19 protein-coding genes and 1 pseudogene are annotated in these 26,188 nt (G+C 72.1%); 3 read left to right on the top strand and 17 right to left on the bottom strand.

The features are described 5' to 3' along the window. Positions 1-57: 57 nt before the first annotated feature. From lepB (ABZ842_RS21540) to ABZ842_RS21475, 14 genes and pseudogenes are all read right to left on the bottom strand, one after another. Positions 58-1,084 (bottom strand): annotated as a pseudogene (gene lepB / locus ABZ842_RS21540) (signal peptidase I); the annotation flags it as partial. Further along, a complete protein-coding gene (lepB, locus tag ABZ842_RS21535) occupies positions 1,077-1,934 on the bottom strand; it encodes a signal peptidase I (protein ID WP_361538755.1) in 858 nt (285 codons plus the stop codon). The pseudogene lepB (ABZ842_RS21540) and the gene lepB (ABZ842_RS21535), both read right to left, overlap by 8 nt. Positions 1,935-2,033: 99 nt before the next feature. Beyond that, positions 2,034-2,384, bottom strand: a complete 351-nt coding sequence (gene rplS / locus ABZ842_RS21530; protein ID WP_361538753.1) for a 50S ribosomal protein L19 — start codon at positions 2,382-2,384, stop codon at positions 2,034-2,036. A 133-nt stretch (positions 2,385-2,517) separates the two neighbouring features. Next, positions 2,518-3,339: a tRNA (guanosine(37)-N1)-methyltransferase TrmD gene (gene trmD, locus ABZ842_RS21525; protein WP_361538751.1), complete on the bottom strand. Its 822-nt coding sequence runs from the start codon at positions 3,337-3,339 to the stop codon at positions 2,518-2,520. After that, positions 3,339-3,998, bottom strand: a complete 660-nt coding sequence (gene rimM / locus ABZ842_RS21520) for a ribosome maturation factor RimM (protein ID WP_361538749.1) — start codon at positions 3,996-3,998, stop codon at positions 3,339-3,341. The genes trmD and rimM overlap by 1 nt, the downstream gene beginning before the upstream one ends. A gap of 161 nt (positions 3,999-4,159) precedes the next feature. After that, positions 4,160-4,399, bottom strand: a complete 240-nt coding sequence (locus ABZ842_RS21515; protein WP_005311361.1) for an RNA-binding protein — start codon at positions 4,397-4,399, stop codon at positions 4,160-4,162. A 2-nt stretch (positions 4,400-4,401) separates the two neighbouring features. Continuing rightward, a complete protein-coding gene (gene rpsP, locus ABZ842_RS21510; protein WP_361538747.1) occupies positions 4,402-4,851 on the bottom strand; it encodes a 30S ribosomal protein S16 in 450 nt (149 codons plus the stop codon). A gap of 205 nt (positions 4,852-5,056) precedes the next feature. After that, positions 5,057-5,686 (bottom strand): hypothetical protein, encoded by a 630-nt coding sequence (locus tag ABZ842_RS21505; RefSeq protein WP_361538745.1) that lies wholly within the window; start codon positions 5,684-5,686, stop codon positions 5,057-5,059. Between the two features lie 308 nt (positions 5,687-5,994). Continuing rightward, positions 5,995-7,917 carry an ATP-dependent zinc metalloprotease FtsH gene (gene ftsH / locus ABZ842_RS21500; protein ID WP_361538743.1) on the bottom strand — a complete coding sequence of 641 codons (1,923 nt, stop codon included), beginning with the start codon at positions 7,915-7,917 and terminating at the stop codon, positions 5,995-5,997. Positions 7,918-8,023: 106 nt separating this feature from the next. Continuing rightward, positions 8,024-9,574: a signal recognition particle protein gene (ffh, locus tag ABZ842_RS21495; protein WP_361538741.1), complete on the bottom strand. Its 1,551-nt coding sequence runs from the start codon at positions 9,572-9,574 to the stop codon at positions 8,024-8,026. Positions 9,575-9,710: 136 nt separating this feature from the next. Beyond that, complete coding sequence (locus ABZ842_RS21490) at positions 9,711-12,242, bottom strand: [protein-PII] uridylyltransferase (RefSeq protein WP_361538739.1); 2,532 nt, start codon at positions 12,240-12,242, stop codon at positions 9,711-9,713. A 101-nt stretch (positions 12,243-12,343) separates the two neighbouring features. Next, positions 12,344-12,682: a P-II family nitrogen regulator gene (locus ABZ842_RS21485; RefSeq protein ID WP_361538737.1), complete on the bottom strand. Its 339-nt coding sequence runs from the start codon at positions 12,680-12,682 to the stop codon at positions 12,344-12,346. Then, a complete protein-coding gene (locus ABZ842_RS21480) occupies positions 12,679-14,097 on the bottom strand; it encodes an ammonium transporter (protein WP_361538735.1) in 1,419 nt (472 codons plus the stop codon). Before ABZ842_RS21480 ends, ABZ842_RS21485 begins: the two co-directional genes overlap by 4 nt. Before the next feature lie 382 nt (positions 14,098-14,479). Then, the gene (locus ABZ842_RS21475) at positions 14,480-15,973 is read right to left on the bottom strand and encodes a hypothetical protein (protein ID WP_361538733.1); all 1,494 of its coding nucleotides are present in this window, start codon (positions 15,971-15,973) and stop codon (positions 14,480-14,482) included. A 482-nt stretch (positions 15,974-16,455) separates the two neighbouring features. On the opposite strand from ABZ842_RS21475, the gene ABZ842_RS21470 reads away from it, so the two are divergent. Continuing rightward, positions 16,456-17,133, top strand: a complete 678-nt coding sequence (locus tag ABZ842_RS21470; RefSeq protein WP_361538731.1) for a bifunctional DNA primase/polymerase — start codon at positions 16,456-16,458, stop codon at positions 17,131-17,133. Positions 17,134-17,256: 123 nt separating this feature from the next. On the opposite strand, the gene ftsY is transcribed toward ABZ842_RS21470, so the two are convergent. After that, a complete protein-coding gene (gene ftsY, locus ABZ842_RS21465) occupies positions 17,257-18,471 on the bottom strand; it encodes a signal recognition particle-docking protein FtsY (RefSeq protein ID WP_361538729.1) in 1,215 nt (404 codons plus the stop codon). A 110-nt stretch (positions 18,472-18,581) separates the two neighbouring features. Between ftsY and ABZ842_RS21460 the strand changes: the two genes are divergently transcribed. Both ABZ842_RS21460 and ABZ842_RS21455 read left to right on the top strand, forming a co-directional pair. Further along, entirely contained in the window at positions 18,582-19,841 is a 1,260-nt protein-coding gene (locus ABZ842_RS21460) for a GNAT family N-acetyltransferase (protein ID WP_361538727.1), read from the top strand. 100 nt (positions 19,842-19,941) lie between these two features. Next, entirely contained in the window at positions 19,942-20,919 is a 978-nt protein-coding gene (locus ABZ842_RS21455) for an LLM class flavin-dependent oxidoreductase (RefSeq protein ID WP_361538725.1), read from the top strand. 70 nt (positions 20,920-20,989) lie between these two features. On the opposite strand, the gene ABZ842_RS21450 is transcribed toward ABZ842_RS21455, so the two are convergent. Both ABZ842_RS21450 and smc read right to left on the bottom strand, forming a co-directional pair. Then, complete coding sequence (locus ABZ842_RS21450; protein WP_361538723.1) at positions 20,990-22,417, bottom strand: sugar porter family MFS transporter; 1,428 nt, start codon at positions 22,415-22,417, stop codon at positions 20,990-20,992. A gap of 169 nt (positions 22,418-22,586) precedes the next feature. After that, positions 22,587-26,186, bottom strand: a complete 3,600-nt coding sequence (smc, locus tag ABZ842_RS21445; RefSeq protein WP_361538721.1) for a chromosome segregation protein SMC — start codon at positions 26,184-26,186, stop codon at positions 22,587-22,589. Positions 26,187-26,188: the final 2 nt, after the last annotated feature.

The raw sequence follows: 26,188 nt of genomic DNA, 5'->3' as shown, positions 1-26,188 counted from the left end.
GCAGACTCCGACGAAGCGGAAGACTCCGTCGGGCCCTGGGGCCTGTCTTCCGGCTGTCCTTGTCCGGACCGTGCGCCGACCGCAACGTCCCCCACATCCACTCCTCACTCTGTGCGAACCGTCTGTCTCGGAAACCCGGGAACCTCCGGAGGAGAAACAGACCCACCACTCCGATAACGAGCGAGAGTTCCGCAAGGTTTGGGACGAGGACCGTTCCTTTCCGGTCCTGGTACGACAGGGTATGCGACGCACCCAGTGCCGCGCCCTCTCCCGGACGCGCGTTCGGCACGGAGGCGTACGTCTCGGGCTCGTCGAGCCTGGTCCAGTGCTTGACCGGCCAGGCGACGACGACCGCCCGTCCCACCACCTCGTCCACGGAGACCGTCCCCTGGTCCTCCTCGTCGAGGTGGGCGCGGGAGTCCGCGGAGTTCGCCCGGTGGTCCCCCATCACGAAGATCCGCCCCGGCGGGACCTTCACCTCGAAGCTCTGCGCCGAGGGCGCGTTCCCCGCGTTCACGTAGGACTCGATCAGCGGGACGCCGTTGACCGTGACGCGACCGTCGCGGTCGCAACACTTCACCGTGTCGCCGCCGACCGCGACGACCCGTTTGATCAGGTCCTGCTCGTCGTCCGACGGCAGCAGCCCGATGAAGGTCAGCCCCTGCTTGATCTGCTTGATCCCGACCGGGTCGTCCTTCTTCTGCGCGACCTGTTCGCTCGGGAGCCAGCCGCCGGGGTCCTTGAAGACGACCACCTCTCCGCGCTCGGGCTCCGCGCCGAACCAGGGGGTGAGCTTGTCGACCAGCACGCGGTCGTCGATCCGGATCGTCTGCTCCATGGAGCCCGACGGGATCACGAACGCCTGCACCAGGAAGGTCTTGAGCACCAGGGCGATCGCCAGCGCCACACCGATCAGGAGGGGGATCTCCTTCAGGGCCGACCTGCGCCGTCTGCGCTTGACCTTGCGGGCCAGTTTGCGCCGCTCCGCCCGGCCCGGCAGCGGCTGGGCGCCGTCCGTCGACCTGGTCCCGGTGGGCAGCGGCTCGTCGGCGCGGTGGCCGGCCGGCCGCCCGCGCCTACCCATGGGGCCGCCCGCCCGGGGACGCCCCCGTGGCCGGCTGCGCCCCTACGTCCGGCACCCGTGCGAAGACGTCCGTACGCTCCAGGGACTGCCAGCGGCCGACGGGCCAGGCGATCCAGTCGGCGCGCCCGATGACCTTCTCCACGGGCACCATGCCGCCGCCGGGGTCGCCGAGGTGGTCGCGGGAGTCCCGGGAGTTCGAGCGGTGGTCCCCCATCACCCACAGGGTGCCCTCGGGGACGACGATGTCGAAGGCGACCTCGGAAGGAGCGTCGCCGGGCTTCAGGTACCCCTCGTCGAGCGCGGCGCCGTTCACCGTGATCCTGCCCCCCTTGTCACAGCAGATCACCCGGTCGCCGCCCACGCCCACGACCCGTTTGACGAAGTCCGTCTCCGCGGGCTCCGCGAGGCCCAGGGCGGCCAGCGCCTCCCGGGTCGCCGCCTGGACCGGGTTCTCCTGCGCCCCCTCTCGTACGAAGGAGCCGGTGCCGTCGAACACGATCAGGTCACCGCGTTCGGGTGCCGAATCGAAACGGTACGCCAGTTTGTTGACCAAGACCCGGTCCCCGGTCCGCAGCGTGGGTTCCATGGAGTCGCTGGGGATGTGGAAGGGCTGTACGACAAACCGACTGATCAGCAGTGTGGCGCCGAGGCAGACGACGCCCAGCAGGGCCGCGGTGCGCCAGGACGTCCACCCGGAACGCACGGAGCGCGACCCCTCTTCCTCGGCCCCGGTCTCGGGGTCCGCCCCGCCAGCGGGGGTGACCCCGGTGTCGGGGGCCTCCGCGGTGGGTTCCCCACCGTCGGGGCCGGAAGAGCGGTCGCGCTCCGTACGTGTCGATTCGGTGTCCATCAAGGGCGAAGCCTAGCCGCCCGGGCTGTGGACCCCCGTCGTCCCGGGCCGCCCGGTTGAACCGACCGGGGACCGGGGGGCGCCAGTGGCGCCGCGGGATCAGTTGTCCCGCTTCTCCTTGATCTTCGCGGCCTTGCCGCGCAGCTCACGGAGGTAGTACAGCTTGGCGCGGCGGACGTCACCACGGGTGACGAGCTCGATCTTCTCGAAGATCGGGCTGTGCACCGGGAAGGTGCGCTCGACGCCGACGGAGAAGGAGACCTTCCGGACGGTGAAGGTCTCGCTGACGCCCGCGCCCTGGCGGCGGATGACGACACCCTTGAACTGCTGGATACGGGAGCGGTTGCCCTCGATGACGCGAACGTGGACGTTCACGGTGTCACCGGGACGGAAGGCCGGGACATCGGTCCGCAGCGAGGCGGCGTTGACGGCGTCGAGCACGTGCGACATGTCGTGTCTGCTTTCTTCGCCAATGCCACAGGTCATCGGCGGGAGAGAAGGATGAGCTTCAGGTGGCCGTCCCGTCGGGGCGGGCGTCGTGTCCCCCTGTGGCAGGGGCGCGCGCCGGACGGACGGCAGCGGCCTATTCTTCCACGGCCCCGGGCCTGCGCCAAAATCGGCCCTCGGGTTCGGGGGCCCAGCCCAGGATGGACAGGACCTCGCGGTCCTTGCGGTCGAAGGCGGCCGGATCGCAGCGCTCGATGAGATCGGGGCGGTTGCGGGCGGTGCGCCGCAGCGCCTCGTCCCTGCGCCAACGGGCGATCTTGCCGTGGTGGCCGCTGGTGAGCACGTCGGGCACCGGGCGCCCGCGCCAGCTCGGCGGCTTGGTGTAGACGGGCCCTTCGAGGAGGTTCTCCATCGCCCCGGGGGCGAAGGAGTCGTCCTGGTGCGACTCGGCGTTGCCGAGGACGCCGGGGAGCAGTCGGGCGACCGCCTCGGTGATGACGAGGACGGCCGCTTCGCCGCCCGCGAGAACGTAGTCGCCGATGGACACCTCGTGGACGGGCATCCGGGTGGCGTACTCGTCCATGACGCGGCGGTCGATGCCCTCGTAACGGGCGGGGGTGAAGATCAACCAGGGTTGACGCGCGAGGGCGACGGCGACCTCTTGGGTGAAGGGGCGGCCACTGGGGGTGGGGACGACCAGGACGGGCTCGTGGGCCCCGGCCTCGTAACCGTCGGCGATCGCCGAGTCCAGCGCGTCCCCCCAGGGCTCGGTCTTCATGACCATGCCGGGGCCGCCGCCGTAGGGGGTGTCGTCGACCGTGCTGTGCCGGTCGTACGTCCAGTGGCGCAGGTCGTGCACGCGGACGTCGAGCTGGCCGCGGGCGCGGGCCTTGCCGACCAGGGAGACGTTCAGCGGCTCCAGGTACTCGGGGAAGATCGTGACGACGTCGAGCCGCATTACTTCGCATCCCCTGAAGCGCCCGCGTTCCCTGAAGCGCCATCGTTCCCCGAGGCGTCCGCGCTCCCCGAAGCACTCGCATCGCTCGCGTCGCGGGAGGCGTCCGCGTCGACGGAAGCGTCTGCGTCACGGGTCGAGGCGATCTCCGCGCGGTCGTCGATGAGCCCCGGCGGCGGCTCGACGACGGCGCGCTGCGCGTCCAGGTCGACGGAGGTGACGATCTCCGCGACGAAGGGGATCAGCACCTCGGAGCCGTCGGGCCGCTCGACGATGAAGAGGTCCTGCGACGGCAGATGGCTGACCTCGGCGATCCGACCGATCTCGGTGCCGTCGGCGAGGACGACGTCGAGGTCGACGAGCTGGTGGTCGTAGTACTCGTCGGGGTCGTCGGGGGTCTCGTCCGGGTCCACGTCGGCGATCAGCAGGACGTTGCGCAGGGCCTCCGCGCCGTTGCGGTCGCGCACGCCGGCGAACCGCAGCAGCAGCCGGCCGCTGTGCACCCGCCCCTCCTCGATCGTCAGCGGGCCCGCGCTCGCCGGATCGGTGGCCAGGACGGCGCCGGGGCCGAGTCGAAGCTCCGGCTCGTCCGTGCGCACCTCGACGGTGACCTCGCCCCTGATCCCGTGGGCGCGGCCGACCCGGGCGACTACCAACTGCACTTCGCTCTCTCCTGTCACCGTTTGTCACCGAATGTGCCACCGGATGCCGGTGGATGCCACCGAGGGCCAGGGCTCCGGGGTCCGGGCCGCCTTCGGGCCCATACGACGTCGGGCCGGGGGAGGCGGACGGCCTCCCCCGGCCCGAGCCGGTGTTCAACTGCTCAGCGGACCTGGTCCACGTCGACGAGGTCGACACGGATGCCACGGCCGCCGATGGCGCCCACGACGGTGCGCAGGGCGCGCGCGGTGCGGCCGTTGCGGCCGATCACCTTACCGAGGTCGTCGGGGTGCACCCGAACCTCCAGCACCCGCCCGCGGCGCAGGTTGCGCGAGGCGACCTGCACGTCGTCCGGGTTGTCGACGATGCCCTTGACGAGGTGTTCGAGGGCCTCTTCGAGCATGATCAGCCCTCGGTGGACTCGGCGGCACCAGCGGCGTCAGCCGCCTCGTCCGCCTTCTTGTCGGACTTCTTGGCCTTCTGGGTGATCGCCTCGCCCTTGGGCTCGCCGCCCTCCAGGGACTTGGCGAACTCGTCGAACGCGGCGCGCTTGTCGGCCTTCGGCTCAGCCACCAGCAGCGGCTTCTCCGGGGCCGGCAGACCCTTGTGCTTCTGCCAGTCGCCAGTGAGCTTCAGGATCGCGAGGACCGGCTCGGTCGGCTGGGCGCCGACGGACAGCCAGTACTGCGCACGCTCCGAGTTGACCTCGATGCGCGAGGGGTTCTGCACCGGGTGGTACAGACCGATCTCCTCGATGGCCCGGCCGTCACGGCGGGTGCGGGAGTCGGCGACGACGATGCGGTAGTGAGGCGAACGGATCTTGCCCAGACGCTTCAGCTTGATCTTGACTGCCACGGAAGTGGTGTCTCCTGGTCTTGACGTGGTTGGGCACAACGAGATGCCACGTGGGGTTGCGGTACTCGGGTGCCCGATGGACGCGTCAGCCGGAGGAGAGAGGGGTCCTGTACGGCCGTCGAGTACAGCTAGCCATTGTGCCACACGCCGATGACGCGCTTCCCCCCGGACCTGCGCCGCCCCCGTCAGGCGGCCGGCCGAGGGGTCAGCTCGCCGCGGCGACGGGTTCGGGAATGCGGAACGGCTTGCCGCAGCCGCCGCAGACGATGGGCGCCTGGGCGAGGACCGACGGCACGACGCGGACGTTGCGACCGCAGTCGCAGACGGCCTTCACCCGGACGCCCCCGCCCGAGGAGCCGTGCCGGGCGGCCGGTCCGCGGAAGGAACGCTTGGTGTCGGACGCCGTGGCGACCGTGTGCGCCTTCAGGGCGCGCTGCAGTCTCTCGATCGTGGGGCGGTAGCGGCGCTTCGCCTCAGGACTGAGCGCGACCAGCGAGAAACCGCTGCTGGGATGCGGCTCCTCGGCGTGGTCGAGGCCCATTTCCTCGGCGATGGCCAGGAATCGACGGTTGTGGTAGCGGCCGGCGCGGGAGGTGTCGCGGACACCTCGCGCGGCGGCGATGCCGTGGACTGCCTCATGGAGCAGTCGTTCGAAGGAGAGCTCACCGCCGCACGCGGACGACGACTCTCCGATCAGGGACTCTGGCGCGGCGAGATCTGGCAGTTCAGGGTGGTGCCGCTGAATGTCGGCCCACGCCTGTGCCAGCTCTGCGGCGAGAACAGGTGGTGTCGTGCTCACGTCGTGATAACGAGCCGGAAGCGCCCACGGTTCCATTCCGGGGCATCTCAAATATTTTGCACGTACCCGTCAGTTGACGTTGATGGGTTCCGACGAGGGCGGGTACGCCGATGTGCGGAGAAGCCTCACAGCTCCCACCAAGGTGGTACGTAGCACCCGGTGGGGCGAACGGTGTGGGCGCCCGCGACGGGGCACCTTCACCGTATCGAAGCGGACCGCCGAGCGAGGGCGGACGCGGGAACAAGATCGGCCAACTGCGGACGGGACCGGGCAGGCCCGGGACGCACGGGACAGCCGGGGCAGCCGGGGCACAGGATCAGGCGTCGCCGACCAGACGGCCGCGATCAGGCGTCACCCTTCGCCAGCCGCGGGATGCCCGCCGCCCGGTACGCCGCCTCCTCGTCCAGCGTCTCGTTCGCCAGCAGCGCCGCGGCCAGGGCGTCCAACCGGTCGCGGTGCTCCCTCAGCTGGTTGCAGGCGCTCTCGTAGCACTCGTCGACGATCCGCCGCATCTCGTGGTCCACCGAGTCCAGCGTCTCGGGGGCGGCGGACAGCCCGTACGGCACCTGGGCGTCGTGGGGGATCGCGGAGAGCCGCCCCACCCGCTCGCTCATCCCCCAGCGCCCGACCATGCCCCGGGCCAGCGCAGTGACCTGCTCCAGGTCGCTCTCCGCGCCGGTGGTGACCACTCCGAAGACGACGTGCTCGGCCGCCATCCCGCCGAGCGCGCCGATGATCCGGCCGCGCAGGTACGGCTCCGTGTACGCGTACTTGTCCGCCTCCGGCGTGGACAGCGTGACGCCGAGCGCCCGGCCGCGCGGCACGATCGTCACCTTGCGGACCGGGTCGGCGCCGGGCTGGAGCATGCCGAGCAAGGCGTGGCCGCTCTCGTGGTACGCGGTGCGCCGGCGCTCGTCCGGCGCCAGCACCAACGGACGCTCCGCCCCGAGCTGCACCTTCTCCAGCGCGCTGGACAGGTCCGCCTGCGACACCGCGGTCTGCTTGCGCTTCACGGCGATCAGCGCCGCCTCGTTCGCCAGGTTGGCGAGGTCGGCGCCGGTCATGCCGGGGGTGGACGCGGCGATCTGGGCGAGGTCGACGTCGGTGCCGAGCGGGATCTCGCGGGTGTGGATCCGCAAGATCGCCTCCCGTCCTGGTCGGTCCGGGGGCGAGACCTGGACGACCCGGTCGAAGCGACCGGGCCTGGTCAGCGCCGGGTCGAGGACGTCCGCGCGGTTGGTGGCGGCGAGCACGACCACGCCTTCGGAGCCGGTGAAGCCGTCCATCTCGGTGAGGATCTGATTGAGCGTCTGCTCCCGCTCGTCGTGCCCGCCCAGCCCCGCGCCGCCGCCGCGCACCCGGCCGATGGTGTCGATCTCGTCGATGAAGACGATCGCGGGGGCGACCTTGCGGGCTTCCGAGAACAGCTCCCGCACCCGCCCGGCGCCCACGCCCACGATCATCTCGATGAACTCGGACGCGGACGCGGAGAAGAACGGCACCCCCGCCTCGCCGGCCACCGCGCGGGCGAGCAGCGTCTTGCCGGTGCCGGGCGGGCCGGCCAGCAGCACGCCGCCGGGCATCCGGGCACCCATCCGGCGGTAGGCGTCGGGGTTCTTCAGGAAGTCGACGACGTCGTTGAGCTCCCCCTCGACCTCGTCGATCCCGGCGACGTCCGCGAAGGTGGTCCGCTTGCCCGGCAGCAGCGCGACGGGCTTCGGCGGCTCCTTGCGGCCGAGGACCCCGCCGCTGCCGAGTGCGGCACCCATCCGTCGGGCGGCGTACACCCAGACCGCGATCAGCAGCAGTATCGGCAGGAAGGCGATCAGCAGGCTGGGCCAGAAGCTGGTCTTCTGCACCACCGGTTCGGCGGTGACGGTGACGTTCTGCCGGCTGAGCTCGCCCCACAGGTCGTCCGTGGCGAAGGCCGGCCGCTGCGTCATGAACTTGGTGTAGTCGCCGTCGCCGTCGGGCAGCGGCGCCTTCGTCTTGAGCTCCCCCTCGATCGACTCGTCCTTGGAGTAGATCTTCGCGATGTTCCCCGCCGCTACCTGCTTGCTGAACTCCGTGTAGGAGATCGTGGGCTCCTTGGTGCCCGAGCGGATCAACGAGATGACCAGGCTGGTGATCAGATAGACCACGACGGCCATGAGGATGAGCCCCCACCAGCCGCCGGGCATCTTCTTCCGGGGCGGCGGGGGCGGGGGCGCCCCCTCGGAGCGCCACGGGTCGTCGGGGGCCCGACGCGGTGGCACAGGGTTGCTCATACGGGGACGTTAAGCGAGAAGAACGGTGTCGGCATCCGCGCGGAACGCGGCTGCCGACACCGTTCGAAACCCTGCCCGTCACCGACCGGCCCGGGGCCGGCCCGCCTCAGCGCATGAACTTCTTGAACTCGTCCGGGAGCTCGAAGTCCTGGGCCTGCGCATCGGCGGGGAGCCCGAAGGCACCGCCCTGCGCGGCCTGCTCGCGGCGGTCGGCGGCGGCCTGCTCCTCGGCCTTCCGCTTCATCGGGTTGCCGCTGCGGCGCTTGCCCTTGGCCTGCTTCTGCTGCTTCTTCTGCCGGCCCGGACCGCCACCCATGCCCGGCATCCCCGGCATACCGGGCATTCCCCCGCCCTGTGCCATCCGCGACATCATCTTCCGCGCCTCGAAGAACCGCTCCACCAGGCTCTTCACCGCACTGACCTCGACGCCCGAACCCCGGGCGATGCGGGCCCGGCGCGAGCCGTTGATGATCGTCGGCTCGGCGCGCTCGGCCGGCGTCATCGACTTGATGATCGCGGCGGTACGGTCCACGTCGCGCTCGTCGATGCTGTTGATCTGGTCCTTCATCTGGGCCATGCCCGGCAGCATCCCCAGCAGCTTGGAGATCGAGCCCATCTTCCTGACCTGCTCCATCTGGGCCAGGAAGTCGTCCAGGGTGAAGTCCTTGCCCTTGCTGCTCGCCAGCTTGGAGGCCATCTTGGCGGCCTCTTCCTGGCTGAAGGTCTGCTCGGCCTTCTCGATCAGCGAGAGCACGTCGCCCATGCCGAGGATGCGGGACGCCATGCGGTCCGGGTGGAACGCGTCGAACTCGTCCAGCTTCTCGCCGTTGGAGGCGAACATGATCTGACGGCCGGTGACGTGGGCGATGGAGAGGGCGGCGCCACCGCGGGCGTCGCCGTCCAGCTTGGACAGCACCACGCCGTCGAAGCCGACGCCGTCACGGAACGCCTCGGCGGTGTTGACCGCGTCCTGGCCGATCATGGCGTCGACGACGAAGAGGATCTCGTCCGGGGTGACCGCGTCACGGATGTCCGCGGCCTGCTGCATCAGTTCCTGGTCGATGCCCAGGCGACCGGCGGTGTCGACGACGACCACGTCGTACTGCTTGGCCCGGGCGTGCTCGATGGAGTCCTTGGCCACCTGGACGGGGTCGCCCACGCCATTGCCCGGCTGGGGGGCGTACACGGCCACGCCGGCGCGCTCGGCGACGACGGACAGCTGGTTGACCGCGTTCGGACGCTGGAGGTCACAGGCGACCAGCAGCGGGGAGTGGCCCTGGGCCTTGAGCCAGCGGCCCAGCTTGCCCGCGAGGGTGGTCTTACCGGCGCCCTGGAGACCCGCGAGCATGATCACGGTCGGGGGCTGCTTGGCGAACCGCAGACGGCGGGTCTCGCCGCCGAGGATCTGGACCAGCTCCTCGTTGACGATCTTGATGACCTGCTGCGAGGGGTTCAGCGCCTTGGAGACCTCGGCGCCGCGCGCCCGCTCCTTGACGCTGGCGATGAACGCCCGCACCACCGGGAGGGCGACGTCCGCCTCCAGCAGCGCGATGCGGATCTCGCGGGCCGCGCCGTCGATGTCCGCCTCGCTGAGACGACCCTTGCCCCGCAAGGTCTTGAAGGTGTTCGCCAAGCGGTCGGAGAGAGTATCGAACACGGCGCTCTTCGGTCCTCAGAGTCGGGGGCAAGGGGAAATCGCCCTCCAGGGTATCCGGCCGCGCGGACATGCGTGCCGCGCCGGGCTCCCGAAGGCCCGCGCGAGCACCGCGCGGGCCTTGCTCCGGCCGCCCGGATCAGGGCCCGGAGCTCCCCGGGGAGGCGTCCAGAGCGGCTTCCAGGGCGGTCTGGAGGCCGATGGCCAGCTCCGCCGCCGTGGGCTCCGGCAGCGGCTCTCCCTCGGCCGAGGTGACGTAGAAGGCGTCCACGGCGTTCGCGCCCAGCGTGCTCACCCGCGCGCTGGTGACCCGTACGCCCGCGTCCTCCAGGGCGTGGCCGATGCGGTGCAGCAGCCCGGGGGCGTCCGGGGCGCGCACTTCGATCACGGTGGCGCGACGGGAGGCGGCGGGGGCCACGGCGACTTCCGGCGGCGGGGGCCGGACCCCGCGCCGCCGCGGGTGGGCCGCGTCCCGCTCGGCGAGCTTCGCCCGGACGTTAAGGGAGCCGTCCAGGGCCCGTACGAGGTCGGCCCGCAGCCGGGCGGCCTGCGGCAGGGACCCGTACGCCGCGGCCACGCGCCAGTTCAGTACGAGGACCGGGTCCGGCCCCACCGCACCGGGCAGGTCGACCGCCCGCAGGTCGGCCGCGCGGACGGTGAGCCGGTGGAGAGCGAGCACCCCGGCGACGGCCGGCAGCACCCCGGGCTGGTCCGGCACGGCGACGACCAGCTCCACCCCCACGGGCTCGACCGCATCCGCTTCGTCGGCCCCGCGCGGCTGTTGCGGTGCGTGCAGGGCGAGGACCGGGCCGCCGGTGCGCAGGGCCTCGATCGCCAGGCGTTCCTGTTCCGCCCCGGGGACCGGGGGACGCGGCGGCTCCGCGGGCACGCCCTCCAGGGCGGCGGCCACCCGTGCGGTCAGGTCGGTCACGAGGGATGCACGCCACGTGGACCAGGCGGCGGGTCCGGTGGCGAGGGCGTCCGCCTCGCTCAACGCGTGCAGCAACTCCAGGGTTCCCGTGTTCCGTACGGCCGTTGCGACCGCGCGCACGGTCGCCGGGTCGTCCAGGTCCCGTCGGGTGGCGGTGCGCACCAGCAGCAGGTGGTGGCGTACGAGCGAGGCGACCACGGCAGCGTCCGCCCGGTCGAAGCCCATGCGGGCGACCACGTCCCGGGCGATCGTCTCTCCGGCGACGGAGTGGTCCCCGGGCCAGCCCTTGCCGATGTCGTGCAGCAGCGCGGCGACGAGCAGCAGGTCGGGGCGGCCCACGCGCCGGGTGAGGGCGGCGGCCCGCACCGCGGTCTGCACCAGGTGTCGATCGACGGTCCAGACGTGCACGGCGTTGCGCTGGGGGCGGCAGCGTACCCGCTCCCAGTCCGGCAGCAGCCGGCTGATCAGCCCTTCGGCCTCCAGCGCCTCCCAGACGGCGATGGTCGGCTCCCCGGCCCCCAGGAGGGTCACGAACTCCTCGCGGGCCTCGGCGGGCCACGGCACCGGCAGTGGTGGCGCGGCGGCGAGCCTGCGCACCGCGTGCGGGGAGAGCGGCAGCCCGTACTGAGCGGCGGCGGAGGCGGCGCGCAACGGCAGGACGGGGTCCTTCTCGGGCCGGGCGCTGCGGGCGAGCACGACCTCGCCGTCCTGTTCGACGACGCCGTCGGCGAGCGGGGTGCGTTCGGGTTCGGACCGGCGGGCGCCCCCGGTGAGCAGGGTGCGCAGCCGGGGCCGTACGGCCCGGGCCCGGAGCACCCGGTGCACCTCGCGCCACGTCACGTCCGCGGCGTACGCGATCGTGCCGGCCGCCTCGTACACCCGGCGCAGCAGGGCGTCGGCGTCGAGGAGGTCGAGCTCGGTGGCGACCTGGCCCTGCTCCTGGAGGGCGAGGCGGTCCGTGGCTCGGCCGGTGGTCAGGTGGAGGGCGTCGCGGGTGTCGAGGAGGACGCGACGGGCCTCGGCGAGGCCGGCGCGGGGGGCGTCGGCGAGCCAGGAGGCGGCGACCGCTCGTAGGGCCGTGGCGTCCCGCAGCCCGCCGCGGGCCTCTTTGAGGTCGGGTTCGAGCAGGAAGCGGAGGTCGCCCTGGCGCGCGGCCCGTTCGCGACACAGCTCGTCGAGTTCGGGGAGGCGTTTGGGCGCCCGGTTGCGCCAGTCGGCGAGCACGGCGGTGCGCAGGGCGGCGACCAGCGCGAGGTCGCCGGCGACGGGGCGGGCGTCGAGCAGTCCGAGGTGGGCCTTGAGGTCGTCGGTGGCGGTGGTGCGGGCTTCGCCGGGGGTGCGCACGGAGTGGTCGAGCGCGATGCCCAGGTCCCACACCGGGTACCAGATGCGGTCCGCGAGGGTGGCGACGGCACCGGTGCCCGCGCTGCCGTCGTGCAGGAGCAGCAGGTCGAGGTCGCTGCGCGGGGAGAGTTCGCCGCGGCCGTAGCCGCCGACGGCGACCAGGGCCGCGCGGCCGACGCCGGTGTCCCGGCACGCGGCGCCGAACAGTTCGGCCAGCCATTGGTCGGTCAGCCCGGCGAGCGCGGTGCGGCGCGGCGGGCCCAGCGGGTCCGTTCCGGTGAGCAACTGCAGCCGGGCCGCGGCGTAGCCGTCGGGGCGGGGCGGGGCGCCGTCGTCCGCGCCGCCCGTCTCCCCGTGGCCGTCGGTGCCCGTCGTCGGTGTTCTTGGACTCTGCACGACCTCGTACCTCCTCGTTCGCCCGGTCCCGGCGCCCGCCGGCCGCCGAAGCGGTCCGCGGGCGCCGGGACCGGTCTGCCGGCCCGACGGTGCCCTGGGGCCTACAGGGCGTCCGGGCCGCGTTCGCCGGTGCGCACCCGCACCGCCGTGTCGACCGGGACGCTCCAGACCTTCCCGTCACCGATCTTGCCGGTGCGGGCCGCCTTGACGACGACTTCGATGAGCTGTTCGGCGTCGTCGTCCTCGACCAGGACTTCGATGCGGACCTTGGGCACCAGGTCGACGGTGTACTCGGCGCCCCGGTAGACCTCGGTGTGCCCGCGCTGGCGGCCGTAGCCACTGGCTTCGGTGACGGTCAGGCCGTGCACTCCGAACGACTGCAGCGCCTCTTTGATCTCGTCGAGCCGGTGCGGCTTCACGACCGCGGTGATGAGTTTCATGCGTCCACCTTCTTGTTGCGAACGACCTCGGTGCGGTCCGTTTCGGTGCGGCCCGCTTCCGTACGGTCCGCATCCAAGCGGTCCGCGGCCACCGATGCGTCGGTCGACGCGGGCGCCGGCTTGCGGGTGTGCGCGCCGCCGCCCGCGCCGCTGAAGTCGTACGCGGTCTCCGCGTGCTCCTGCTGGTCGATGCCGGAGACCTCGACGTCCTCGTCCACCCGCATGCCGACGGTCTTGTCCAGGACGAAGGCGAGGAGCGCCGAGACGATCAGCGAGTAGGCGAGGACCGCGACGACGCCCACGGCCTGCTTGCCGAGTTGTTCGAAGCCGCCGCCGTAGAACAGCCCCTTGGCGTCGGACTGGACGCCTCCGGTGGCGAAGAGGCCGACGAGGAGGGAGCCTGCGACGCCGCCGACGAGGTGGACGCCGATGACGTCGAGGGAGTCGTCGTAGCCGAGCTTGAACTTCAGTCCGACGGCCATGGCGCACAGGACACCGGCGATCGCTCCGATGGCGATGGCGCCGAGCGGGGAGCAGGAGCCGCCGGCGGGGGTGATGGCGACGAGTCCGGCGACCGCGCCCGACGCCGCGCCGAGGGTGGTGAAGGCGCCGTGCCGGATCTTCTCGTAGGCCAGCCAGGCGAGCATCGCGGCGGCCGTGGCGACCTGCGTGTTCAGGAACATGACGGCGCCGACGCCGTCGTCGTTGCCGAGCCAGGACCCGGCGTTGAAGCCGAACCAGCCGAACCAGAGCAGCCCGGCGCCGAGCATCACGAGCGGCAGGCTGTGGGGCCGCATCGCGTCCTTCTTGAAGCCGATGCGCTTGCCGATGACGAGGATGACGCCGAGGGCCGCGGCGCCGGCGTTGATGTGGACGGCGGTGCCGCCGGCGAAGTCGATGACGCCCATCTCGAAGAGCCAGCCGCCGGAGCCCCAGACCCAGTGGGCGACGGGGAAGTAGACGACGGTGGCCCACAGGGCGACGAAGAGGGCCCAGGCGGTGAACTTGACGCGGTCGGCGAGCGCACCGCTGATCAGGGCCGGGGTCAGGACCGCGAACATGAGTTGGAAGACGGCGAAGACGTAGACCGGGATGGTGTAGCCGTCCCAGAGTTCGGTCAGGCCCAGTCCGCTGAGTCCGACGTACTCGGACGACCAGCCGATGAGGGAGCCGGAGTCCGTGCCGAAGGCGAGGCTGAAGCCGTAGAGCACCCACAGCACCGTGACGATGCCGAGGCTGATGAAGCTCATCATCAGCATGTTGAGGGTGGACTTGACCCGGACCATGCCTCCGTAGAAGAAGGCGAGGCCGGGCGTCATCAGCATCACCAGGGCGGAGCAGATGAGCATGAAGCCGGTGTTGGCGGCGGAAAGCGTCGGGGTCTGCGCGGCTAGCGTCGAGATGCCTGGGGGCATCGGCGTCTCCTCGTCGTCGGTACGGCCGCGTGCGGGCGGCCTGCGGAGCGGGGCTCCGCGGGCTCCGGTGGGGCCGGTGGGTACCGGGCCCAGCGGGCCGGTCGTGGGGCACGAGGTTGACGCAGCGCGGTTTCGGACGATGCCGCACGGTGTTTCGGGCCAGTGACGAAGAGGTCGGGTGTGTTACGCGGCCATGAACGAGCCGTGTCGCCGACGTGCCGCGGCACGCCCACGAGCTAAGGGTCACGCGCTACGGGGCACGGGCTGCGGGCTGCGGGCTGCGGCGAATGGGGCCGGCCGCGGCGTTCACCCGGGTTGACTTGGCACGGGGGAGCCGAGTCGGGCGGTTCGGGGTGAGCGTCGCGGCCGGGGTCGGGCGCCGTCAGACGGCTTGCGCGGTCTCGGGCAGTTGGGCGGTGAGCTTGTCGGTGAGGTCGACCACCTCGGCGACGTCGCCGTAGTCGCGGGCGGCGGTGTCGACCGTCTTGCGCAGCCGGTTGTTCACCCGCTCGGAGCGGACCTTGCGGGCCACGTCGAGGGCGCGGGAGGCCAGGACCGTGGCCTGCTCGGGCTCCTGCTTCAACAGATGGACGGTGGCCATGCCGATGAGGTTCAGGGCGTACGACCGCTGGTGGACCGCGTCGTGCTCGAAGAGCTCGACGGCGCGCTTCATCGCGGGCTCGGCGAGCGAGGCGTACGTGGGGCTGCGGCCGGCCACGTAGGCGAGGTCGCGGTACGAGTGCGCGTTCTCCGCGTTCAGCTCGGCCTCGGAGAAGAAGCGGATCCAGTCCGGCTCGGGACCGCCGTCCAGATCGGCGTCGTCGAAGGTGTCCTCCGCCATCCGCACGGCCCGCTTGCACTTGCTGGGCTGGCCCATGTTGGCGTAGGCGCGGGCCTCCATCGCGTACAGCATGGACTGGGTGCGCGCGGTGGCGCAGTCCCGGCTGCCGTACTGGGCGAGGTGGATCAGTTCGAGGGCGTCGTCGGGCCGTCCCAGGTGGATCATCTGACGGCTCATGGAGGAGAGGACGAACGAGCCCAGGGGCTTGTCACCGGCCTCCTTTGCCGCGTGCAGGGCGAGGACGAAGTACTTCTGGGCGGTGGGCTGGAGGCCCACGTCGTAACTCATCCAGCCGGCCAGCTCGGCGAGCTCGGCAGCGCAGTTGAACAGCCGCTTCGCGGTGGCCTCGGGGTGGGACTCCTGGAGGAGGTCGGTGACTTCGTGGAGTTGGCCGACGACGGCCTTTCGCCGCAGCCCTCCGCCGCACTGCGCGTCCCACTGGCGGAACATCACGGTGGTGGACTCCAGCAGTTCCAACTCGGGCGTGGAGAGCCCGCCCCGGCGCTGTCCCGCGCCGCTCGCGGCGGTGGACGCGACCCCCGGGGGCGGCTGGTCGGCGCCCGGGGTGGGGACGAGCCAGCGCTGCATGGGCTCGATGAGGGCGGGGCCGGCGGCCAGCCCGAGCGACGTCCCGAGGAAGCCGCGCCGCGCCAGCATCAGGTCGCTGCGGGAGAACTCGCTGAGCAGGGAGACCGTCTGGGGTCCGGCCCAGGGCAGGTCGACGCCGGAGGTGGACGGCGACTGGTGGGCGGTGCGCAGCCCCAGGTCCTCGATGGCGACGACGGAACCGAAGCGCTCGGAGAACAGCTCGGACAGGATGCGCGGGATCGGCTCGCGCGGCTGCTCGCCGTCGAGCCAGCGGCGCACCCGCGAGGTGTCGGTGCTGATGTGGTGGGCGCCGAGCTGCCGGGCCCTGCGGTTGACCTGGCGGGCCAACTCGCCCTTGGACCAACCGCTGCGTACGAACCAGGAACTCAGCCGTTCGTTCGGGCGCTTGCCGGTACCGGCCTTCGCACCGGCTCCGCTGCCGTCCACTGGTAGGCCCCCATCCGTGAAACCGAAGCACGATCCCTGACACGGGATGCCGTGAGCCCGGGCCGTCCCCACGGCGGCGGGAACACCGCCAACACTGCCGACGCCGCCGAAACTGCCGACACCGCCGACACTGCCGCAAAGGGGACCGCACGGGAGAGCGACCTGCCTCCGGCATGCCCAACGGTGCACACGACTCCAAGGTCCGCACACCGAAAGTAATCCTACGATCACCGCCGCGCGAGCCAGAATCCAGAAACGCCACCATTCGCCACCCCTTTGAATGAACTCCCCCGCCGCCAGGCGCGATTCACTTGACACACGACGATCAGGAGACGGCGGAACGGTGTGCGCACAGGCGTGCGCCGCCGCCCTCACTCCCCCTCGCGCCTCGGTAAGCCCCCGGACCAACACCGGCTGCGACGCTGCGTCACGAGGAGACTTCGGGTCGTAACCACCGGCGAGCACGACCCGTTGGAGGGGGCATGGGCTTCACGATCGGCGGCAGCCGGGGGATCCGGGACATCCGGTCCGCCCGATCCGGCTCTCGACGCCGCAGCAGGACGGCAGAGTGCACGGTGACGGCGGCGGCCGAGTACACGGGCCTGTGGGGCTGGGCGGTGGTGCCCGGGGCGCGGGCGGCGTCCGGCTCGTGCTCCTGCGGCGGCGCGACGTGCACGACGCCCGGGGCGCATCCGCTGCCCTTCGCCCCCGAGATCCTCGCGGGCGCGACGCTGGACGAGGTCACCGAGGTGTGGTCGCAGCTACCTGGCGCCGCGCTGCTGTTACCGGTGGGACGCGCTTTCGACGTCCTCGACGTGGCCGCCCCGGCCGGCCGTCGCGCACTGGTGCGAATGGAGCGAATGGGACTGCCGCTCGGCCCGGTGTCGGCGACTCCGGACGGGCGCTGTCAGTTCTTCGTCGCCCCGGGCGCCGCGGCGGCCCTGCCGGAGCTCCTGTACCGGATGGGCTGGGACGACGCGGACCTCGACCTGCACTGCCTGGGGCCCGGCGACCACGTCACCGCCCCGCCGTCGGACCACGCGGGGCTCGGGCCCGCCAGGTGGCTGCGGCCCCCTTCGCTCGACACCGCGGCGGCACCGCCCGAAGCCCGGCTCCTGCTCGGAACTTTGGCGTACATCTGCCATCGGTCGGTGGCGTAGCGATCCGCAGGGCATGCTCGATGGTGACGCAGGATCCGGCTTCCGGGTTCGAGCGGCCGAAAGGGGCCCGGCGCGTCACCCCCCGCGCGCCGGGCCCCTCTTTCACAACTCCACAGTGTGTTGTCAGTCGCCGATGAGCGCGTCGACGAACGCCTCCGGCTCGAAGGGCGCGAGGTCGTCGGCCCCCTCGCCCAGCCCGACGAGCTTCACCGGCACGCCCAGCTCGCGCTGTACGGCGACGACGATGCCGCCCTTGGCGGTGCCGTCCAGCTTGGTCAGCACGATGCCGGTGATGTCGACGACCTCCGCGAAGACGCGGGCCTGGACCAGCCCGTTCTGACCGGTGGTGGCGTCGAGGACCAGCAGGACCTCGTCCAGCGGGCCGTGCTTCTCAACGACCCGCTTGACCTTGCCGAGCTCGTCCATGAGGCCGGTCTTGGTGTGCAGTCGTCCCGCGGTGTCGATGAGCACCACGTCGGCGCCCTCGGCGATGCCCTCCTTGACGGCGTCGAAGGCGATCGACGCCGGGTCGCCGCCCTCCGGGCCGCGCACGGTACGGGCGCCGACCCGCTCGCCCCAGGTCTGGAGCTGGTCGGCGGCGGCGGCGCGGAAGGTGTCCGCGGCGCCGAGGACGACCGAGCGGCCGTCCGCGACCAGGACGCGGGCCAGCTTGCCGGTGGTGGTGGTCTTGCCGGTGCCGTTGACGCCGACGACCATCACGACGCCGGGGGTGTCCGTGCCGCTCTCGGTCTTGACCTCTCGGTCGAAGTCGGTGCCGACGAGCGTCAGCAGCTCCTCGCGGAGCAGGGTGCGCAGTTCCTCGGGGGTCCGGGTGCCCAGGACCTTCACCCGCTCGCGCAGCCGCTCCACCAGCTCCTGGGTGGGGGCGACGCCGACGTCGGCGGTGAGGAGGGTCTCCTCGATCTCCTCCCAGGTGTCCTCGTCGAGGTGCTCACGGGAGAGCAGGGTGAGGAGCCCCTTCCCGAGCGTGTTCTGGGAGCGGGCGAGCCGGGCGCGCAGCCGGACCAGGCGGCCGGCGGTGGGCTCCGGGATCTCGATCTCGGGTGCGGCTTCGACGGGCGCCTCGGTGACGACGTCCGTACCGGCGGAGGTGTCCGCGGACGGGAGGTCGACCTCCTCGATGGTGCGGCGCGGCTCGTCCCGCGGGGTCTCGGCCTCGTCGCCGACGTGGGGCTCGGCGGGCGGGGCGGTGATGGTCGGGGCGCTCGGCGGAGCGGTCGGCGGCAGCTGCTTCTTCTTGCGGCCACTGACCACGAGCCCGCTGACCGCCGCGACCGCGACCAGTGCGATGACTACGGCAAGGATCAGGATTTCCATAACGGTCCCAGTATCGGTCACGTCCGTCCCGGACCGGTCGGCCACGCCCCGTCGCGGCGGCGGGAAACTCGGATGACGGGCCGGATCGGGCCGGGCTAGCGTCCCGTTTCATGACCTTCTTGGAGTTTCGGACCGTTCCGGATGCACATCTGGACCGAGCCCTGGATCTGCATTACCTCGCCTTCCTGGAGAAGGACGCCGATGGAGAACTGCGCAAGATGCACCGGGAGATCCTGGAGCGCTGCGATCGGGTCGGTGCGTACGAAGGGGATCAGCTCGTCGGGCTGCTGGCGGCGCACCGCATGCAGTTGTCGGTCCCCGGCGGGGAGCTTGGCTGTGCCGGCGTGACGTTCGTCTCGGTGGCACCGACGCACCGGCGCCGCGGGGTGCTCAGCGGGATGATCGCGGAGCTGTGGCGCCGGTGCGCCGGCGCGGGACAGCCGATCGCGGCCCTGTGGGCGTCGGAGGCCGGGATCTACGGCCGGTTCGGCTTCGACCCGGCGACCCGGTCGTACAGCCTCGCCATCGACGCCGACCATCCGCTGGACCTGCGCATCGCGCCCGACGAGCGCCCGCTGCGGCTGGTGGACCCGGACGAGGCGCCCGAGGTGATCGGGGCGGTGCACGACAGGGCGCGTCAGGAGCGCGCGGGCCGGGTCTCCCGCGACGACTTCTGGTGGCGCACCCACGTCCTGCGCGAGGAGGACGAGGAGGACGACGATCTGAGCGCGCCGCGGGTTGTGACGATCGGGGACCCGGGCGCCCCGCCCGCCGGTTACGTCTTCTACCGCACGGAGAACGACGACGAGGGCCGCGGGACCCTCCACGTCCGGGAGCTGGAGGCCGAGTCGCCGGCGGTCGCGGCGGCGCTGTGGCGGTACGTGGCCTCGGTCGACCTGGTGGAGCGGGTCAAGGCGTGGGGGCGGCCGTTGGACGATCCGCTGCTGCGCTTCGCCGGCGACCGTGACCAGGTGCGGGTCACCCAGGAGTTCCCGGCGCTGTGGCTGCGGGTGGTGGACGTGCCGGGCGCGCTGAGGGGGCGTACCTGGTCAGCGCCGGTGGATCTGGTGCTGGAGGTCACCGATGCGGGCGTCGCGGCGAACGCCGGGCGGTACCGGCTGACCGTCGAGGCCGGGCAAGGGAAGGGGCCGGTCGACGGAGCGGGGCTCGCGGCGCGGGTGGAGCGGACCGAGGAGGCTCCCGACCTGTCGTTGGACGTACGGGAGCTGGCCGCCTGCTATCTGGGGGGCCACGATCCGGCCGAGCTGCTCAGGGCCGGGCTGGTCACGGAGCACAGCCCGGGGGCGGCGGCCCGGCTGGGTGCGGCGTCGCGCACCGCGCTGCTGCCGCACACCACGGACGAGTTCTAGCAGGACGCTCGCTCGTCGGCGACGGGCGCCGGCACCGCATTCCCATCTGATGCTCCGTCAGTTACGGTACGGGCGCCGTCGAGTTGGAGGAGTCGTTCCCATGGCCGTCACCACGGTCCGCTTCAACCTCGTCGCTCCCGGGGCGACGCCCGATGAACTCGCCGACCGCTACCGCACGGCGGTGGACATGGCCCGGTATGCCGACGAGCACGGCGTCGACTCGATCCAGACCGAGGAGCACCACGGCGCGGAGAACAACTGGATGCCGTCGCCGATCGCGTTCGCCGGGGCGGTGCTCGGGGCGACGCGGCGGATCGCGGTGAGCGTCTGCGCGCTGCTGGGCCCGCTGTACGACCCGTTGCGGCTGGCCGAGGACATCGCCGTGCTGGACCTCGTCGGGCGGGGACGGCTGGTCACGGTCGCCGGCATCGGCTACCGCCGCGCCGAGTACGAACAGCTCGGCGTGGACTGGGACCGGCGCGGGCTGCTCCAGGACGAGCTGTTGGAGACGCTGTTGGCCGCGTGGACGGGTGAGCCGTTCCGCTACCGGGGGCGGACCGTGCGGGTGACCCCTCGCCCGTACTCCCGGCCCCATCCGCCGCTGTTCGTCGGTGGCTCGTCCCGGGCGGCGGCGCGCCGGGCGGCCCGGCTGGGGCTGCCCTTCTCCCCCAGCGCCCACCTGCCCGAACTCGTCGCGTACTACGACGAGGAGTGCGCCCGGCGCGGCACCCCGGGCTGGACGATGATGCCCGGTCCCCGGACCCCGCTGCTGCACGTGTCGGAGGACCCGGACCGCACGTGGGCGAAGTACGGCGAGCACTTCCTGCACGAGGCACGGACGTACTCGGCCTGGCAGAACGCGGACATCACCTCCGCCGTGCACGCCCGGGCGTCGACGGTGGCCGAGTTGCGCGCCGAGGGGGTGTACCGGGTGGTGACGCCCGAGGAGTGCGCCGCGCTGGGCGCTTCCTCGGGCGAAATGCTCGTGCTGCACCCGCTGTGCGGCGGCATGCCGCCGGAGGAGGGCTGGCGTTCGCTGCGGCTGCTGTGCGAGAAGGTGCTCCCGCAGCGCGGCTGACCACCACCGACAGCGGGCGCCGGACGACCGTGGCCCCCGCGGTTGGCACGGTCGCCGGCCCTGCGGCCGATCAGCCCATCTCCTCCAGCGGTTTGCCCTTGGTCTCCTTGACGCAGAAGACCACGAAGGGGATGGAGAGCACGGCGAAGCAGGCGTAGATGATGTAGGTGGCCGAGAGGTTCCACTCCGAGAGGCTGGGGAAGCTCGCGGTGATGGCCCAGTTGGCGAGCCACTGCGCGGAGGCGGCGACGCCGAGGCCCGCCGCACGGATCTTGTTGGGGAACATCTCCCCGAGGAGCACCCACACCACCACGCCCCAGGACAGGGCGAAGAAGAGCACGAAGACGTGCGCGGCGACCAGCGCCACCGTGCCCTCCACATTGGGCAGTTTGCCGTTGACCAGCGGCGCGGAGAACGCCCACGCCTCCAGGGCCAGGGCGATCGCCATCCCGGTGGAGCCGATGAGGGCGAGCGGTTTGCGGCCGATGCGGTCGACGAAGACCATCGCGATCACGGTGCCGATGATGTTCACGATGGAGGTGGTGAAGGAGTAGAAGAAGGAGCCGGTCGGGTCGATGCCGACGGACTGCCACAGCGTCGTGGAGTAGTAGAAGGCCACGTTGATGCCGACGAGCTGTTGGAAGACCGAGAGCCCGATGCCGACCCAGACGATGGTCAGGAAGCCGAAGCGCCCGCCGAGCAGGTCCCTGAACGTCGACTTGTGCTCCCGGCGCATCGCGTGTTCGATCTCGGCCACCCGGGCGTCGAGGTCGATGTGTTCGCCCTCCACCTCGGTGAGGACCTTCTTCGCCCGCTCGACCTTGCCCACCGACAGCAGGTAGCGCGGCGACTCGGGGATGGCGAAGGAGAGCAGGCCGTACAGCAGCGCGGGGATGACCATCACGCCCAGCATCCACTGCCACGCCTCCAGGCCGCCGATCTTCCCGCGCTGCTCGCCGTCGGCGATCTGCAGGATGCCGAAGTTCACCAGCTGGGAGATGGCGATGCCGATCACGATGGCCGCCTGCTGGAAGGAGGCCAGCCGTCCGCGGTACGCCGGCGGGGAGACCTCCGCGATGTACGCGGGGCCGATCACCGAGGCCATGCCGATGGCGAAGCCGCCGATGATGCGCCACATCGCGAGGTCCCACAGCGCGAAGGGCAGGGCGGAGCCGATGGCGCTGACGGCGAACAGGAAGGCGGCGATCCGCATGCAGGCGATCCGGCCGATGCGGTCGGCGATGCGGCCGGCGGTGGCGGCGCCGATGGCACAGCCGATCAGGGCGATCGCGATGACCTGGGCGAGTTCGGCCGAGCCGATGGCGTACCGGTCGCGGATCGCCTCGACGGCGCCGTTGATGACGGAGCTGTCGTAGCCGAAGAGGAAGCCGCCCATCGCCGCGGACGCGGTGATGAAGACGACGTGCCCGAGGTGTTCGGCATGGGCGTGGGCAGGAGGTGCCCCGGAGGGGGGCGGTGGCTGCGCGCTGCTGGTCACGTCGGCTCCTGGGGACGGCTCCGGAGGAGTGCGGCCCCTTCCGGAGAAGTGATTCAAGTGGCGCACACCTCGCCGCGGCGCACCACTTGAGGTGCTGCCCGCGAAAGGGCGCTCCCGTCGTCACGAAGGAGGTGTTCACGCACCGGCGGTCGAGTGCCGGCCGGCCCGGTCAGCGCAGCCGCTGGCTGATGACCTTGGAGACCCCGTCCCCTTGCATGGAGACGCCGTACAGCGCGTCGGCGACCTCCATCGTGCGCTTCTGGTGGGTGATCACGATCAGCTGCGAGGACTCCTGGAGCTCCTGCATGATCCTGATCAGCCGCTGGAGGTTGGTGTCGTCGAGCGCCGCCTCGACCTCGTCCATCACGTAGAAGGGGCTGGGGCGCGCCTTGAAGATGGACACCAGCATCGCCACCGCGGTCAGCGAGCGCTCGCCGCCGGAGAGCAGGGAGAGCCGCTTGACCTTCTTGCCCGGGGGGCGGGCCTCCACGTCCACGCCCGTGGTGAGCATGTTGTCGGGGTCGGTGAGGATCAGCCGCCCCTCTCCACCCGGGAAGAGCCGGGAGAAGACGCCTTCGAACTCACGGGCCGTGTCGCGGTACGCCTCCGTGAACACCTGTTCTACGCGTTCGTCCACCTCCTTCACCACCCTCAGCAGGTCGGTCCTGGTCTTCTTCAGGTCCTCCAGCTGCTCGGAGAGGAACTTGTGGCGTTCCTCCAGGGCCGAGAACTCCTCCAGGGCGAGCGGATTCACCTTTCCGAGTTGCTGATACGCCCGTTCGGCCGCTTTCAGGCGCTTTTCCTGTTCGGCCCGGACGAAACGCCTCGGTTGGTTGCGGGGGTGCTCGGGGTCCTCGGGCAGCTCCTCGCCCTCGGCGGGCGGCGACGGCGGTACGGGCTGGTCGGGGCCGTACTCGGTGACCAATCCCGCCGGCTCCACCCCCAGCTCCTCCAGGGCCCGGTTCTCCAACTGTTCGATGCGCAGCCGCTTCTCGGCCCCGAGGACCTCGCCCCGGTGGACGGAGTCGGTGAGCTTGTCGAGTTCGGACTTCAGGTCGCGGCCCCGGGTGCGGGCCGCGCCGAGTTCCCGTTCCCGTTCTGCCTTCGCGGCCTCGGCGGCGGTGCGCTCGGCCTCGGCCCGTACGAGGGACACTTCCACGTGTGCCAGCAGCGTCCGGGCGCCGGTCGCGACCGCGGCGGCGACTTCGGCCTCGTGCCGCAGGCGGGCGCGGCGGCGTTCGGCCCGGGCCCGTGCCTCGCGTTCGGCGCGCGCTCCCCGGTCGAGGGAGTCGGCCCGGCCGGCGAGCGCCTTGACCCGCTCCTCGTGCGTACGGACCTGGAGTCGGGCCTCCATCTCGGTCTGCCGGGCGTTCGCGCCGTCGGCGGCGAGCCGGTCACGGACATGGGTGTCGGGCTCGTCGGCCTCGGGTCCCTGCGGGGCGCTCTCCTGGGCCGCGACCAGCCGTTCGGCCAGCTCTTCGGCCTCCTCGCGGGCGCGCTCCCAAGCCTCCTGGGCGCGGGCGACGGCCGCGTCCGTGCGCTCGGCTTCCCCGGCGGCTGCGCGCGCCTGCCCGGAGAGCCGACCGAGCCGGCCGGAGACGGCGGACTTCTCCCGGTCGGCGGCCCGACGCCGCTCCCCCAAGTCCTCGACGAGCGCGGCGCACTCGGCCCGGCGGTCCGCCGCCAGGCGTTGGGCCGCGGACAGTTCGTCGCAGCGCCCGTCCAGCGCGGTCAGCTCGGCCGCCGCCTCGTCGACGGACGCCTGGACCTCCAGCAGACTGGGCGCGCCGGCCGAGCCGCCCTGGGCGAAGTGCGCCCCGAGCAGATCGCCCTCGGCGGTCACGGCGGTCAGCCAGGGCCGGGCGTGGACCAGGTCCTCCGCCTCCTCCAGGGTGCCGACCACGACGGTGTCCCCCACCAGCCGGCGCACGGCGGGCATCAGCTCGTCCGGGCCGCGCACCAGGTCGACGACGCGCGGATGGCGGGAGGCGGCGCCCCGGTCCGGCGGGCCTCCTGCGTGCGGTGCGCGTGCGTGCGGTGCGTCCTCGGGGGCGCCGCCGAGCAGTATCGAAGCGCGTCCGGCGTCGGACTTGCGCAGCAGCCGCAGGGCCTCTGCGGCGGTGGCGGTGTTGGCGACGGCGACGGCGTCCGCCGCGGCGCCCAGTGCGGCGGCGACGGGGACCTCGTAGCCGGGGGTGACGGTCAGCAGCTCGGAGGCCGGCCCGAGCAGACCGGTCAGCCGTTCCTTCGCCGCCAGCAGCGCACCGGTGCCGTCCTTGCGGCGCAGGCCCAGGGCGAGGGCGTCACGGCGGGCGGAGACGGCGGCCCGCTCCCGTTCGGCCGCGGTGAGCGCGTCCCGGGCGGCGGTCAGGGCGCCTTCTGCGTCGGCGAGTTCCCGGCGGGCGGCGTCATGGCGTTCTGCGAGTTCGGTGTCGTCCGCGTCCAGGCCGTCGACCTCGGCCTGGAGCAGTTCGTACTCCTCCTGGGCGGCGACGGCGCGCTCCTTGGCCTCGTCCCGCGCGGAGGTCAGCCGCTCGATCTCGGCCTGTGCGGAGGCGGCCCGGCCGCGGGCCGCGGTGACCTGGCCGCCGAGCCTGGCCAGCCCTTCGCGGCGGTCGGCGATGGCCCGGGCGACGTCCTTGAGGCGGCGCTCCTCGGCGGTCAGCTGGCGTTCCAGCTCGGCGCGGTGGGCGACGGTGTCCTCCAGGGCGCGCTCGGCCGCCTCCAGCGCGGCCTCCAACTCCGCTTCCTGCTCGCGGACGCGGGCCGCCTCCCGCTCCATGTCCTCGGGGTCGCGCCCGCGGCGCTCCTCGGCGGGTCGGTCGGTGGCGCTCTTGACCCGGGCGTCGGCCAGCGAGATCGTGCCGCGGACGCGCTCGGCGAGCCGGGAGAGTTCGTACCAGGTCTGCTGGGCCCGCTCCAGGCGCGGTGCGAGCCGCCGCACCTCGTCCTCCAGTTCGGCCTCCCGGGCGAGGGCGGCCTTCAGTTCCCGCTCGGCGCCTTCCTTGCGGTCCTTGAGGGCTGCTTCGTCGGCGACCTCGGTGCGCAGCGCTTCCTGGAGGCGTACGAGGTCGTCGGCGAGCAGCCGCAGCCGGGCGTCGCGCAGGTCGGCCTGGATGACGGCGGCGCGGCGGGCGACGGCCGCCTGCCGGCCGAGCGGTTTGAGCTGGCGGCGCAGTTCGTCGGTGAGGTCCTGGACGCGGGCGAGGTTGGCCTGCATCGCGTCCAGCTTCCGCAGCGCCTTCTCCTTGCGCTTGCGGTGCTTGAGGACTCCGGCGGCCTCCTCGATGAAGGCGCGGCGCCCCATCGGGTCGGCGTGCAGGACGGAGTCGAGCTGGCCCTGTCCGACGATGACGTGCATCTCCCGGCCGATGCCGGAGTCGGAGAGCAGCTCCTGGATGTCGAGGAGTCGGCAGGTGTCACCGTTGAGCTGGTACTCGCTGCCGCCGTTGCGGAACATGATCCGCGTGATGGTGACCTCGGCGTAGTCGATGGGGAGCGCGCCGTCGGAGTTGTCGATGGTCAGGGACACCTCGGCGCGGCCGAGCGGCGGCCGGCCGGTGGTGCCGGCGAAGATGACGTCCTCCATCTTCCCGCCGCGCAGCGACTTGGCCCCCTGCTCGCCCATGACCCAGGAAAGGGCGTCCACCACGTTGGACTTGCCGGAGCCGTTGGGGCCCACCACACAGGTGATGCCCGGTTCGAACCGCAGGGTGGTGGCGGAGGCGAAGGATTTGAACCCGCGCAGGGTCAGGGCCTTGAGGTGCACGC

The organism is Streptomyces sp. NPDC047315 (genome assembly GCF_040643215.1).
In the GTDB taxonomy this organism is placed as follows: domain Bacteria; phylum Actinomycetota; class Actinomycetes; order Streptomycetales; family Streptomycetaceae; genus Streptomyces.
This window is presented reverse-complemented; position numbering and strand designations above follow the sequence as displayed.